The organism is Mycobacterium parmense (assembly GCF_010730575.1).
GTDB lineage: Bacteria > Actinomycetota > Actinomycetes > Mycobacteriales > Mycobacteriaceae > Mycobacterium > Mycobacterium parmense.
In genome coordinates this window covers 893858-907014 of record NZ_AP022614.1, presented here as the reverse complement: position 1 = coordinate 907014, position 13157 = coordinate 893858, and the positions used below count along the sequence as shown (strand labels likewise).

Annotated in this window: 13 protein-coding genes and 1 tRNA gene; 8 read left to right on the top strand and 6 right to left on the bottom strand. The window is 69.9% G+C overall.

Annotated elements, in window-relative coordinates:
• Positions 1–36: 36 nt before the first annotated feature.
• From G6N48_RS04070 to G6N48_RS04060, 3 genes are read left to right on the top strand one after another with little or no spacing between them, the layout of a single operon-like run.
• Complete coding sequence (locus tag G6N48_RS04070) at positions 37–666, top strand: HAD-IA family hydrolase (protein WP_085271327.1); 630 nt, start codon at positions 37–39, stop codon at positions 664–666.
• Complete coding sequence (locus G6N48_RS04065; RefSeq protein ID WP_085271326.1) at positions 659–1162, top strand: low molecular weight protein-tyrosine-phosphatase; 504 nt, start codon at positions 659–661, stop codon at positions 1160–1162. Before G6N48_RS04070 ends, G6N48_RS04065 begins: the two co-directional genes overlap by 8 nt.
• Complete coding sequence (locus G6N48_RS04060) at positions 1162–2010, top strand: SURF1 family cytochrome oxidase biogenesis protein (RefSeq protein ID WP_085271325.1); 849 nt, start codon at positions 1162–1164, stop codon at positions 2008–2010. Before G6N48_RS04065 ends, G6N48_RS04060 begins: the two co-directional genes overlap by 1 nt.
• Here G6N48_RS04060 and G6N48_RS04055 read toward each other — a convergent pair.
• From G6N48_RS04055 to G6N48_RS04030, 6 genes are all read right to left on the bottom strand, one after another.
• Positions 1992–2936 (bottom strand): cobalamin biosynthesis protein, encoded by a 945-nt coding sequence (locus G6N48_RS04055; RefSeq protein ID WP_085271324.1) that lies wholly within the window; start codon positions 2934–2936, stop codon positions 1992–1994. The genes G6N48_RS04060 and G6N48_RS04055 overlap by 19 nt on opposite strands.
• 162 nt (positions 2937–3098) lie before the next feature.
• On the bottom strand, positions 3099–4217 hold the full coding sequence (locus tag G6N48_RS04050; RefSeq protein ID WP_085271389.1) for an epoxide hydrolase family protein: 1119 nt from the start codon (positions 4215–4217) through the stop codon (positions 3099–3101).
• A gap of 85 nt (positions 4218–4302) precedes the next feature.
• Positions 4303–4377: transfer RNA gene (locus tag G6N48_RS04045), tRNA-Val, on the bottom strand.
• A 49-nt stretch (positions 4378–4426) separates the two neighbouring features.
• On the bottom strand, positions 4427–4888 hold the full coding sequence (locus tag G6N48_RS04040) for a peroxiredoxin (RefSeq protein WP_085271323.1): 462 nt from the start codon (positions 4886–4888) through the stop codon (positions 4427–4429).
• Positions 4888–5310: a DUF3052 domain-containing protein gene (locus G6N48_RS04035; protein WP_085271322.1), complete on the bottom strand. Its 423-nt coding sequence runs from the start codon at positions 5308–5310 to the stop codon at positions 4888–4890. The genes G6N48_RS04040 and G6N48_RS04035 overlap by 1 nt, the downstream gene beginning before the upstream one ends.
• A gap of 82 nt (positions 5311–5392) precedes the next feature.
• Positions 5393–5890 carry a hypothetical protein gene (locus G6N48_RS04030; protein WP_232066746.1) on the bottom strand — a complete coding sequence of 166 codons (498 nt, stop codon included), beginning with the start codon at positions 5888–5890 and terminating at the stop codon, positions 5393–5395.
• A gap of 240 nt (positions 5891–6130) precedes the next feature.
• Here G6N48_RS04030 and aceE point away from each other — a divergent pair, with 240 nt between their 5' ends.
• The 5 genes from aceE to kasA all read left to right on the top strand — a co-directional run bounded on the left by aceE (position 6131) and on the right by kasA (position 13140).
• Positions 6131–8920: a pyruvate dehydrogenase (acetyl-transferring), homodimeric type gene (gene aceE, locus G6N48_RS04025; protein WP_085271320.1), complete on the top strand. Its 2790-nt coding sequence runs from the start codon at positions 6131–6133 to the stop codon at positions 8918–8920.
• Positions 8921–9081: 161 nt separating this feature from the next.
• Positions 9082–10410: a PucR family transcriptional regulator gene (locus G6N48_RS04020; RefSeq protein ID WP_085271319.1), complete on the top strand. Its 1329-nt coding sequence runs from the start codon at positions 9082–9084 to the stop codon at positions 10408–10410.
• A 137-nt stretch (positions 10411–10547) separates the two neighbouring features.
• The gene (locus tag G6N48_RS04015; protein WP_085271318.1) at positions 10548–11459 is read left to right on the top strand and encodes an ACP S-malonyltransferase; all 912 of its coding nucleotides are present in this window, start codon (positions 10548–10550) and stop codon (positions 11457–11459) included.
• A gap of 86 nt (positions 11460–11545) precedes the next feature.
• Positions 11546–11893: a meromycolate extension acyl carrier protein AcpM gene (gene acpM / locus G6N48_RS04010; RefSeq protein ID WP_085271317.1), complete on the top strand. Its 348-nt coding sequence runs from the start codon at positions 11546–11548 to the stop codon at positions 11891–11893.
• On the top strand, positions 11890–13140 hold the full coding sequence (gene kasA / locus G6N48_RS04005) for a 3-oxoacyl-ACP synthase KasA (RefSeq protein ID WP_085271316.1): 1251 nt from the start codon (positions 11890–11892) through the stop codon (positions 13138–13140). The genes acpM and kasA overlap by 4 nt, the downstream gene beginning before the upstream one ends.
• Positions 13141–13157: the final 17 nt, after the last annotated feature.

The following is a 13157-nucleotide window of genomic DNA, read 5'->3' as shown; positions in this document are numbered from 1 at the left end:
CAGGACAATGGTGACGTGACAGGGCCCCCGCAGCTGGTGATCTTCGACCTCGACGGCACGCTGACCGACTCCGCCGAGGGCATCGTGGCCAGCTTCTTGCACGCGCTCGGCCACATCGGCGCCCCGGTGCCCGAGGGCGATCTGGTCGCGCGGATCGTCGGCCCGCCGATGGACGACACGTTCCGCGCGATGCTCGACGAGGACGCCGAGCAGGCGATCGCCGCCTTCCGGGCCGAGTACGGCAGCCGCGGCTGGGCCATGAACACGCTCTTCGACGGCATCGAGCAGCTCCTGGCCGACCTGCGCGGCGCGGGCGTCCGGCTGGCCGTGGCGACGTCCAAGCTGGAGCAGACGGCGCGGCGCATCCTCGCCCATTTCGGCCTCGACGGGTATTTCGAGGTCATCGCCGGGGCCAGTCCCGACGGCTCCCGCAAGACGAAGGAGGAGGTGCTGGCGCACGCCCTCGCGGCGTTGCGACCGCTGCCCGAGCGGGTGCTGATGGTCGGCGACCGCAGCCACGACGTGCACGGCGCGGCCGCCCACGGCATCGACACCGTGGTGGTCGGGTGGGGCTACGGGCGGGCGGACTTCGCCGACGGGGCCGGCCCCGACGGCGTGACGCACGCCGCGACCATCGACGAGTTGCGGGAGGCGCTGGGTGTCTGAGCGGGAGCCTGACCGGCTGCACGTCACGTTCGTCTGCACGGGCAACATCTGCCGTTCGGTGATGGCCGAGAAGATGTTCGCCGACCAGCTGCGCCGCCGCGGCCTGGCCGGCGCGGTGCGGGTGACCAGCGCGGGCACCGGCAACTGGCACGTCGGTGAGGGTGCCGACGCCCGGGCCGGGCACGTGCTGCGCGTCCACGGCTACCCCACCGACCACCGCGCCGCCCAGGTCGACGACGACCACCTGGCGGCCGACCTGGTGGTGGCCCTCGACCGCAATCACGCCCGGATGCTGCGCCACCTCGGCGTCGACGACGACCGGCTCCGCATGCTGCGGTCCTTCGACCCCCGCACGGGCGCGCACACCCCGGACGTCGACGACCCCTACTACGGCGGACCCGAGGACTTCGAACGCGTCTACACCGTCATCGAGGCGTCCCTGCCCGGCCTGCACGCCTGGGTCGACGAACGCCTGGCGGAGAACGGATCGCCGTGATGCGCCGCTTGGCTTTCCTGCTGCGCCCCGGCTGGATCGTGCTGGCGTTGGTGGTGATCGCCTTCACCTACCTGTGCTTCATGGTGCTCGCCCCCTGGCAGCTGGGTAAGCACAGCCGGACGTCGCGGGAGAACCAGCAGATCGAGACGTCCCTCAACACCCCGCCGGTGCCGCTGACAACGCTTCTGCCGCATCAGGACTCGTCTGCACCCGAGGCGCAGTGGCGCCGGGTGACGGCCAGCGGGCACTATCTGCCCGACGTCGCGGTGCTCGCCCGGCTGCGGGTGGTCGAGTCCAAGCCCGCGTTCGAGGTGCTGACCCCGTTCGTCGTCGACGGCGGCCCCACCGTCCTGGTCGACCGCGGGTACGTGCGACCCGAAGGCGGGTCGCACGTGCCGCCCATCCCCCGCCCGCCCGCCGAGACGGTGACCATCACCGCGCGGCTGCGCGATTCCCAGCCCGCCGTCCCCGGCAAGGACCCGTTCGTCGGGGAGGGGGCCGAGCAGGTGTATTCGATCGACACCGCACAGATCGCGGCGTTGACCAAGGTGCCCCTGGCCGGGTCGTATCTGCAGCTGGTCCCCGACCAGCCCGGCGGGCTCGGCGTCCCCGGGGTGCCGCAGCTCGACGCCGGGCCGTTCTTGTCCTACGGCATCCAGTGGATCGCGTTCGGCATCCTGGCGCCGATCGGGCTGGGCTACTTCGCGTACTCAGAGATCAGGGCGCGCCGCGCCGAACGGCCGGAGCCGCCGCCGCCGGCCGGGGAGCCCGGGGAGCCGGGGGAGAAATCGCCGGCCCCCAAGACCGTCGAGGCCAAGCTCGCCGATCGCTACGGCCGCCGCCGGTAGGCCAGGACCCAGGCGCCCGCGACGGCGCCGGCCTGCACCAGCCGGGACAGCGTCACCGCGCGGCGCAGGTCCTTTTCCTGCGGTGCCCGGCCGTCGCCCAGCGTCGGCCGGATCTGCAGCCCGTGACGGTACCGGGTGGGCCCGCCGAGCCGCACGCCCAGCGCCCCGGCGAAGGCCGCCTCGACCACGCCGGCGTTCGGGCTCGGGTGGTCGCCGGCGTCGCGGCGCCAGGCCCGCACCGCGCCCGACGCGGAGCCGCCGACGAGCGGGGCCGCAGCCACCACCAGCGCCGCGGTTGCCCGCGCGGCCAGATAATTGGCCGTGTCGTCCAATCTTGCTGCGGCCCAACCGAATCGAAGATAGCGGGGTGATCGGTGGCCAACCATCGAATCCAGGGTGTTGATGGCGCGGTAGGCCAGCACGGCGGGCACGCCGCCCGCGGCCGCCCAGAGCACGGGTGCGACCTGGGCGTCTGAGGTGTTCTCCGCGACCGACTCCAGCGCGGCGCGGGTCAGGCCCGCGCCGTCGAGATGGGCCGGATCGCGGCCGCACAGCGACGGCAGCAGCCGGCGTGCGGCCTCGACATCGCCGCGCTCCAGCAGCTCCGCCATCCGCAGGCCGGTGCGCGCCAGCGAGGTGCCCCCCAGCGCCACCCACGTCGCCGCCGCGGTGGCCGCGATCGATCCGGGCCGCCCGCCGCGGCCGGCGGCCCGCTGCACCGCCACACCGAGCAGGCTCACCGTCCCGACCAAGAGCCCTACATGCGTCGCGCCCGCCAGCCTGTCGTCGCGGTAGGTCAGCCGTTCCAGTTCGGCCGCGGCCCGCCCGAACAGCGCCACGGGGTGGCCCTTTTGCGGGTCGGCCACCGCGACGTCGGCCAGGTAGCCGGCGACCACGCCGGCCATCCGGGTCCGCGTCGGAAGCATTCCGGCAGCGTCTCATACGTGGTTCACTCGATTTCGTGAGGCGACGCCCGCGATGAGGCGGCCCCCGAACCGGGTCGCCGACCTGCTCAACCCGGCCGCGGCGCACCTGTGGGACATGCGATCTCCCGCGCGACGCGGCCGGCGGATCGTCTCGGCGCGGGTTCAGCGGACGGTCGCGAAGAACTGCCGGACGTCGCCGACGTACAGGTCGGGCTGCTCGAAGGCGGCGAAGTGCCCGCCGCGCGGCATCGCGGTCCAGTGCGTGATGTTGTAGACGGGCTCGCACCACGACCGCGGGGCGCCCAGCACCTCGCCGGGGAAGGCCGCCACGCCGGTGGGCAACTCGACCCGGCCCATGTCGCCCCACACCGCGAAGCTCTCCCAGTACAGGCGGGCCGAGGACGCGCCGGTGCCGGTCACCCAGTACACCATCACGTTGTCGAGCAGTTCGTCTTTGCTCAGCACGTTCTCGGGATGGCCGTCGCAATCCATCCAGGCCCAGAACTTCTCGACGATCCACGCCATCTGGCCCACGGGTGAATCGGCCAGCCCGTAGCCCAGGGTCTGCGGCCGGGTGGACTGCTCCTTGGAGTAGCCGGTGCCCCACTTGCGATGCTCGGCCAGCGCGGCCAGCGCCGCCTTCTCCTCCTCGCTCGGATTGGCCAGCGACTCCTTGGTGGGACGACCGATCGGCATGTTCAGGTGAATCGCCGCGCAGTGCCCGCGATTTCGTCCGATCTGGGTGGTGACGGCCGCACCCCAGTCGCCGCCCTGGGCGCCGTAGCGCTCGTAGCCCAGCCGCAGCATCAGCGTCTCCCACGCGTCGGCGATGCGTTCCACGCCCCACCCGGTGCGGGTGGGCTTACCGGAGAATCCATACCCCGGCAGCGACGGGCAGACGACGTGGAAGGCGTCCTCGGCGCGCCCGGACGCCGGGTTGGTCAGCGGCTCGATCACCTTGTGAAACTCCACGATCGAGCCCGGCCAGCCGTGGGTGATCAGCAGGGGGAAGGCGTCCTCGTGCGGCGAGCGGTGATGCACGAAATGAAAGTCCAGGCCGTCGATTTCGGTGACGAACTGGTCGAAGCGGTTCAGCGCCGCCTCACGCGAGCGCCAGTCGTACCCGTCGGCCCAATACCCGGCCAGCTCGCGGGCGTAGGCCAGCGGCATGCCCTGGCTCCAGTCGTCCACGCACTCGGCCTCCGGCCAGCGGGTGCGCGCCAGCCGCGACCGCAGATCGTCGAGGTCGGCGTCGGGAACGTCGATGCGGAAAGGCCTCACGGAATGTGCCCCGCGGCTGCGCTGCTGAAAATCGGCGTGCTCGTCCACGCCCCGAGCGTGCCACACGGCCTGCCCAAGACGGCGCTGGTGGGCGCGGACGGTATCGAACCGCCGACCGCTGGTGTGTAAAACCAGAGCTCTACCACTGAGCTACGCGCCCTGTTGCCCGCGCCGCAGGCTACACGCTGGGACCGCCGGAACCCAAAACTTCAGGCCCGCAGAGCCGTCAGCGCCTCGCTCCACAGCCGCTGTTGGCGCGACTCGCCGGGCTGTTTCATCTCGGCGAACCGGATGACCCCGGACCGGTCGACCACGAAGGTTCCGCGATTGGAGTAACCGGCGTCGGCGTTGAACACGCCGTAGGCCTGGCTGACCTCGCCGTGCGGCCAGAAGTCCGACAGCACCGGGAACGTGAACCCGCTCTCCAGCGACCAGATCTTGTGCGTGGGCGGCGGGCCCACGGAGATCGCCAGCGCCGCACTGTCGTCGTTCTCGAATTCGGGCAGGTGGTCGCGCAGCAGGTCCAGCTCACCCTGGCAGATGCCGGTGAACGCCAGCGGGAAGAACACCAGCAGGACGTTCTTGGCGCCCCGGTAGGCGCTGAGCGTGACGCGCTGCTGGTTCTGGTCGCGCAGGGTGAAGTCCGGAGCCGTGGTGCCGACGGAAAGCATCAACGCTTCCCGGCGCGCGACTTCGGTTGGACCAGCCGGCTGGCGGCCCAGTCGCCGAGGTTCACCGACGAGGTGGGCATCAGCCCCGCCGTGGGGGCCGCTTCGGCGATCTCGGCCGGCAGCACGTGACCGGGCTTGCCGGTCTTGGGGGTCAGCACCCAGATCACGCCGTCTTCGGCCAGCGCGCTGATCGCGTCCATCAAGGTGTCCACCAGGTCGCCGTCCCCGTCGCGCCACCACAGCAGCACGACGTCGATGACCTCGTCGGTATCCTCGTCGAGCAAGTCACCGCCGCACGCCTCCTCGACCGCAGCGCGGATGTCGTCGTCGGTGTCTTCGTCCCAGCCCCACTCTTGAACGAGTTGGTCCCGTTGGATGCCCAGCTTGCGAGCGTAGCTCGGGGCGTGATCCGCCGCGACCACCGTGGAGCCTCCTTAAACCATCCGCGCGCTATGCGATGAAGATTATCGTCGCACAGCCGTCACGCGGTCCACACCCAAGCCTTCAGAAGGACGCCAGGCACAGCTTGAGCGCCTTGGTCTTCGTGTCGTTGAGCTGGTCCACCCGCCGGTTGAACTCCGACGTCTGCGAGTGCGTGCCAATGGCGTTGGCCACCGCGTGCGCGGCGTCCGCGTAGGCGTTGAACGCGTCCTTCAGCTGCGACGACAGTGCGTCGCTGAAGCTGTTGAGCACCGTGGTGGCGCTGTTGTTCAGCGCGTCGATGGCCGGGCCCTCGGTGGGGCCGGTGTTGCCGCCCGAGTTGAACGCCCCGACGAAGGCGTTGACCTTGTCGATCGCGTCCTTGCTGGTGTTGGCCAGCGATTCGCACGACGAGCGCACCGCGCGTGTCGTCAGGGACTGCTGCCGCTGCGACTCCCGGATGCTCGAGGTCGCCGACGAGGCGGACACCGACGCCGAGACCGACTGGCGGTAGGCCGGCGCCAGGTTCGTGTCGGGGGTGGCCGTGCCGTTGGTGACGGTGGTGCACCCCACGATCCCCATCAGCGCCGCGGCGACACAGCCCACGGTCAGGGCGCCACGCCGGGACGACGCTGCCGCAAGACGCCTTCCGTTGAGCACGGCTGCTGACGTTACCGGTTGGCAATTTCGGGTGTTTCGGTACGCGCCGAGTCGGCGTTCGGCGGGTGAACCGCCCGCGACGACCGGACGGCGGCTATCCGTCGGGCACACCCGTGCGGCACGATAGGGAGACCAGCTTCAGCCAACCGCAGGAGTAGTGACTTGACCACCGAGTTCGCGCGCCACGACCTTGCCAAAACGTCCGGCGGCGCAATGGAACCCGACCGCGTGCGGGTGATCCGCGAAGGTGTCGCGTCCTATCTGCCCGACATCGACCCCGAGGAGACCTCGGAATGGCTGGAGTCCTTCGACGAGTTGCTGGAGCGCTCAGGACCGGCGCGGGCGCGCTACCTGATGTTGCGGCTGCTCGAACGCGCCGGCGAACAGCGGGTGGCCATCCCGTCGCTGACGTCGACGGATTACGTCAACACGATCCCGACCGAGCTCGAACCCTGGTTCCCCGGGGACGAGGACGTCGAACGTCGCTTCCGGGCGTGGATCCGGTGGAACGCGGCCATCATGGTGCATCGCGCCCAGCGCCCGGGAGTCGGTGTGGGCGGCCACATTTCGACCTACGCCTCGTCGGCGGCGCTCTACGAGGTGGGCTTCAACCACTTTTTCCGCGGCAAGTCGCATCCCGGCGGCGGGGACCAGGTGTTCATTCAGGGGCACGCTTCCCCGGGCATCTACGCCCGCGCCTTCCTGGAGGGCCGGCTCAGCCAGGACCGGCTCGACGGCTTCCGCCAGGAGCACAGTCACGCCGCGGGCGGGCTGCCGTCGTACCCGCACCCGCGGCTGATGCCCGACTTCTGGGAGTTCCCCACCGTGTCCATGGGTCTGGGGCCGCTCAACGCCATCTACCAGGCGCGGTTCAACCACTACCTGCACGACCGCGGCATCAGGGACACCTCCGACCAGCATGTGTGGTGCTTCTTGGGCGACGGCGAGATGGACGAGCCGGAGAGCCGCGGCCTGGCGCACGTCGGGGCGCTCGAGGGCCTGGACAACCTGACCTTCGTCATCAATTGCAACCTGCAGCGCCTCGACGGGCCGGTCCGCGGCAACGGCAAGATCATCCAGGAGCTGGAGTCGTTCTTCCGCGGCGCGGGCTGGAACGTCATCAAGGTGGTGTGGGGCCGCGAGTGGGATGCGCTGTTGCACGCCGACCGCGACGGCGCCCTGGTCAACCTGATGAACAGCACCCCCGACGGCGACTACCAGACCTATAAGGCCAACGACGGGGCCTACGTGCGCGACCATTTCTTCGGGCGCGACCCGCGCACCAAGGCGCTGGTCGAGCAGATGACCGACTCGGAGATCTGGAACCTCAAGCGCGGCGGGCACGACTACCGCAAGGTGTATGCGGCCTACCGCGCGGCCGTCGACCACAAGGGCCAGCCGACGGTGATCCTGGCCAAGACCATCAAGGGCTACTCGCTGGGTGCGCACTTCCAGGGCCGCAACGCCACCCACCAGATGAAAAAGCTTGCGCTGGAAGACCTCAAGGCCTTCCGTGACTCGATGCGGATCCCGATCAGCGACGCCGAGCTGGAGAAGGACCCCTACCTGCCCCCCTACTACCACCCCGGTTCGGACGCCCCGGAGATCCGCTACATGCTGGACCGCCGCCGCACCCTGGGCGGCTTCGTGCCCGAGCGCCGGACCAAGGCCAAGGCGCTGAAGCTGCCGGCCCGGGACATCTACGCGCCGCTGAAGAAGGGCTCCGGGCACCAGGAGGTCGCCACCACCATGGCGACCGTGCGCACGTTCAAAGAAGTCATGCGGGACAAAGAGGTCGGGCCTCGCATCGTGCCGATCATTCCCGACGAGGCGCGCACGTTCGGCATGGACTCGTGGTTCCCGTCGCTGAAGATCTACAACCGGCTGGGCCAGCTGTACACGGCCGTCGACGCCGACCTGATGCTGGCCTACAAGGAGAGCGAAGTCGGCCAGATCCTGCACGAGGGCATCAACGAGGCCGGGTCGGTGGGCTCGTTCACCGCGGCCGGCACGTCGTACGCGACGCACAACGAGCCGATGATCCCCATCTACATCTTCTATTCGATGTTCGGTTTCCAGCGCACCGGCGACGGCCTGTGGGCCGCCGCCGACCAGATGGCGCGCGGCTTCCTGCTGGGCGCGACCGCGGGGCGCACCACGCTGACCGGCGAGGGCCTGCAACACGCCGACGGCCACTCACCGCTGCTCGCGGCGACCAACCCTGCGGTGGTCGCCTACGACCCGGCGTTCGCGTTCGAGATCGCCTACATCGTGGAGAGCGGCCTGGCGCGGATGTTCGGCGAAAACCCGGAGAACGTGTTCTTCTACATCACCGTCTACAACGAGCCCTACGTGCAGCCGCCCGAGCCGGAGAACTTCGATCCCGAGGGCCTGCTGCGGGGCATCTACCGGTATCGCGCCGCGACCGAGCAGCGCGCCAGCACGGCGCAGATCCTGGCGTCCGGGGTGGCGATGCCGTCGGCGCTAAAGGCCGCCGAGATGCTGGCCGCCGAGTGGGACGTGGCCGCCGACGTGTGGTCGGTGACCAGCTGGGGCGAGCTCAACCGCGACGGCCTGGCAGTCCAGAAGGCGCAGCTGCGCCACCCGGATCGACAGGCCGGCGTCGCCTACGTGACGCAGGCCCTCTCGAAGGCCACCGGGCCGGTGATCGCGGTGTCGGACTGGATGCGGGCCGTCCCCGAGCAGATCCGGCCGTGGGTGCCGGGCACCTACGTCACGCTGGGGACCGACGGCTTCGGGTTCTCCGACACCCGGCCCGCGGCGCGCCGCTACTTCAACACCGACGCCGAGTCCCAGGTGGTGGCGGTGCTCGAGGCGCTGGCCCGCGACGGCGAGATCGATCCGTCGGTGCCCGTCGCGGCCGCCCGCCAGTACCGGATCGACGACGTCCAGGCCGCCCCCGAGCAGACCTCCGATCCGGGCGTGGCCTGAGCTCGGCCGCGGATCCCCTTCCGCCGAGGGTGCGGCTGGCCGCACACTCGCGGCCGAGGGTGCGGCCAGCCGCACACTCGGCGACAGGTGGGCGACAGCTGGCCGACGGCGCGCAACCCCATTTGGTGGGAACATCCATAAAACAGGCGTAGGTTTTAGACGTGAATGACAACCCCTTCGCCGGCCCGTTCGCCAAGCACCCCCGGTCCCCGCTGGAACTCCTTGACGCCGTGCCGGAATCACTGCTGCGCCGTCTCAAGCAGTACTCCGGGCGCCTGGCCACCGAGGCCGTCACCGCCATGCAGGAGCGGTTGCCGTTCTTCTCCGAGCTGGAGGCATCCCAGCGGGCCAGCGTGGCGCTGGTGGTGCAGACGACGGTCGTGAACTTCGTCGAGTGGATGCACGACCCGCACAGCAATGTCAGCTACACCGCGCAGGCCTACGAACTGGTGCCCCAGGAGCTGCAGCGCCGCATCGCGCTGCGCCACAGCGTCGACATGGTGCGCGTCACGATGGACTTCTTCGAAGAGGTCGTGCCGCTGGTGGCCCGCTCCGAGGAACAGCTGACCGCGCTGACGGTCGGCATCCTCAAGTACAGCCGCGACCTGGCGTTCACCGCCGCCTCCGCCTATGCGGACGCCGCGGAGGCGCGCGGCAGCTGGGACAGCCGGATGGAGGCCAGCGTGGTCGACGCCGTGGTGCGCGGCGACACCGGACCCGAGCTGTTGTCCCGGGCCGCCGCGCTGAGCTGGGACACCACGTCGCCGGCGACGGTGGTGGTCGGCACGCCCGCGCCCGGCCGCGACGGCTCGACGGGCCACGGCGACAGCCAGCGGGCCATGCAGCGCGTCCGCGACATCGCCGTCCGCCACGGCCGCGCCGCGCTCACCGACGTGCATGGAACCTGGCTGGTCGCGATCGTCTCCGGCCAGCTGACGCCCACCGACAAGTTCCTGGCCGACCTGCTGCAGGCGTTCTCCGACGGGCCGGTGGTGATCGGGCCCACCGCGCCCATGCTGACCGCGGCTTACCACAGCGCCAGCGAGGCCATCTCCGGCATGAATGCCGTGGCCGGCTGGCGCGGCGCTCCCCGCCCCGTCGCGGCGCGAGAGCTGCTTCCCGAGCGCGCCCTGATGGGCGACGCGTCGGCGATCGTGGCTCTGCACACCGACGTGATGGGACCCATGGCCGACGCCGGGCCCACGCTGATCGAGACCCTGGACGCTTACTTAGATTGTGGCGGCGCAATTGAGGCCTGTGCCAGGAAGTTGTTCGTTCATCCAAACACCGTCCGCTACCGGCTCAAGCGCATCACCGACTTCACCGGACGGGACCCCACCGACCCCCGCGACGCGTATGTGCTGCGCATCGCCGCGACCGTTGGCCAGCTGAATTACCCCACCAGCCCTTCGGGTGTCGCGGGCACAGCCAGGCCGGCCGTTCCGCTGCCGCTCAAGGGCCCCGCGATGAGCCACAATGGACCGCAGTGACCCAAGCCACAAGTCGCGGGACGGTATCGAACACGTAGCTTACCGAGCGGTTTTGTAAGGTGTTCACAAAAGACTAAGACGAGGTTCATAATCTGATACACCCGCCAAAACCGTTTCCACAGTGTTCTCTTAGACATGTGATCGCATTACTCGCGCCCGGACAGGGCTCACAGACCGAGGGGATGCTCTCCCCGTGGCTCGAGCTGCCCGGTGCCGCGGACCAGCTCGCGACGTGGTCCAAGGTCAGCGGCCTCGACCTCGTACGCCTGGGCACCACCGCGTCGGCCGACGAGATCACCGACACCGCGGTCACCCAGCCGCTGGTGGTGGCGGCGACGCTGCTCGCCCACCGCGAACTCACGCAACGCGGCCTGCTCGGCTCCCCGCAGGAGCTGATCGTGGCCGGCCACTCCGTCGGCGAGATCGCGGCCTACGCGATCGCCGGGGTGATCGACGCCGACGACGCCGTCTCACTGGCCGCCACCCGCGGCGCCGAGATGGCCAAGGCCTGCGCCGTCGAACCGACCGGCATGAGCGCGGTGCTCGGCGGCGACGAGGCCGACGTGCTGAACCGCCTCGAGCAGCTGGACCTCTTCCCCGCCAACCGCAACGCCCCCGGCCAGATCGTCGCCGCGGGCCCGCTGGCCGCGCTGGAGAAGCTCGCCGAGGACCCGCCGGCCAAGGCGCGGGTGCGCGCCCTGGGCGTGGCCGGCGCGTTCCACACCAAGTACATGGCCCCGGCCCTGGACCGCTACGCCGCCGCGGCGGCCGCCGTCGCCACGGCCGAGCCCACCGCGACGCTGCTGTCCAACTACGACGGCAAGCCCGTCACGTCCGCCGCCGCGGCGATGGACTCGCTGGTCGCGCAGCTGACCCGGCCGGTGCGCTGGGACCTGTGCACGGCGACGATGCGCGACAGGGGGGTTACGGCGATCGTGGAGTTCCCGCCCGCGGGCACTCTCACCGGTATCGCCAAACGCGAACTTCGGGGGGTGCCGGCGCATGCCGTCAAATCACCCGCAGATCTGGACGGGCTGGCGGAACTGTAGAGACCGCCCCGTCCAGTTGTAATGCCGCACAACCAGATACGCCACATCTGTACGAATAGCACATCAATCACGAAGGGAAGCACGCCGTGCCTGTAACTCAGGAAGAAATCATCGCCGGTATCGCCGAGATCATCGAAGAGGTCACCGGTATCGAGCCCTCCGAGGTCACCCCGGAGAAGTCGTTCGTCGACGACCTGGACATCGACTCGCTGTCGATGGTCGAGATCGCCGTCCAGACCGAGGACAAGTACGGCGTGAAGATCCCCGACGAGGACCTCGCCGGGCTGCGCACCGTCGGTGACGTCGTCTCCTACATCCAGAAGCTCGAGGAAGAAGACCCCGAGGCCGCCGCTGCGCTGCGCGCCAAGCTGGAGTCGGAGAACCCCGAGGCCGTTGCCAATGTCAAGGCGAGGATGGAAGCGGACAGCAAGTGACCAAGCCTTCCACTGCTAATGGCGGTTACCCCAGCGTTGTGGTAACCGCCGTCACGGCAACGACATCGGTCGCGCCGGACATCGAGAGCACGTGGAAGGGTTTGCTGGCCGGCGAGAGCGGCATCCACGTCCTCGAAGACGACTACATCACCAAGTGGGACCTCCCCGTCAAGATCGGCGGACACCTCAAGGAGCCGGTCGACAACCACATGGGGCGGCTGGACCTGCGGCGCATGTCGTACGTCCAGCGGATGGGCAAGTTGCTCAGCGGCCAGCTGTGGGAGACCGCCGGCAGCCCGGAGGTCGACCCGGACCGGTTCGCCGTCGTGGTCGGAACCGGGCTGGGCGGCGCCGAGCGGGTCATCGAGAGCTATGACCTGATGAACGAGGGCGGCCCCCGTAAGGTGTCGCCGCTCGCCGTTCAGATGATCATGCCGAACGGGGCCGCCGCGGTCGTCGGCCTCGCGCTGGGCGCGCGTGCCGGGGTGATGACCCCGGTGTCGGCGTGCTCGTCGGGCTCGGAGGCCATCGCCCACGCGTGGCGTCAGATCGTCATGGGTGACGCCGACGTCGCCGTGTGCGGCGGCGTCGAGGGCCCCATCGAGGCGCTGCCCATCGCGGCGTTCTCGATGATGCGGGCCATGTCGACCCGCAACGACGAGCCCGAGCGCGCGTCGCGGCCGTTCGACAAGGACCGCGACGGCTTCGTGTTCGGCGAGGCCGGGGCGCTCATGCTGATCGAGACCGAGGAGCACGCCAAGGCCCGCGGCGCCAAGCCACTGGCCCGCCTGCTCGGCGCCGGCATCACCTCGGACGCGTTCCACATGGTGGCCCCGGCGGCGGACGGTGTGCGGGCCGGCCGCGCGATGACGCGTGCGCTGGAACTGGCGGGCTTGTCCGCCAAGGACATCGACCACGTCAACGCTCACGGGACGGCGACACCGATCGGTGACACCGCGGAGGCCAACGCCATCCGGGTCGCCGGTTGCGAGCAGGCCGCGGTCTACGCGCCGAAGTCGGCGCTGGGCCACTCCATCGGCGCGGTCGGGGCGCTGGAATCGGTACTCACGGTGTTGACCCTTCGGGACGGCGTCATACCACCGACATTGAATTACGAAACACCGGACCCCGAGATCGATCTCGATGTTGTCGCGGGCGAACCTCGTTACGGCGAATATCGTTACGCAATCAACAACTCGTTCGGTTTCGGCGGCCACAATGTGGCGCTCGCATTTGGGCGCTACTAGCAAGGAAGGAACGTTCG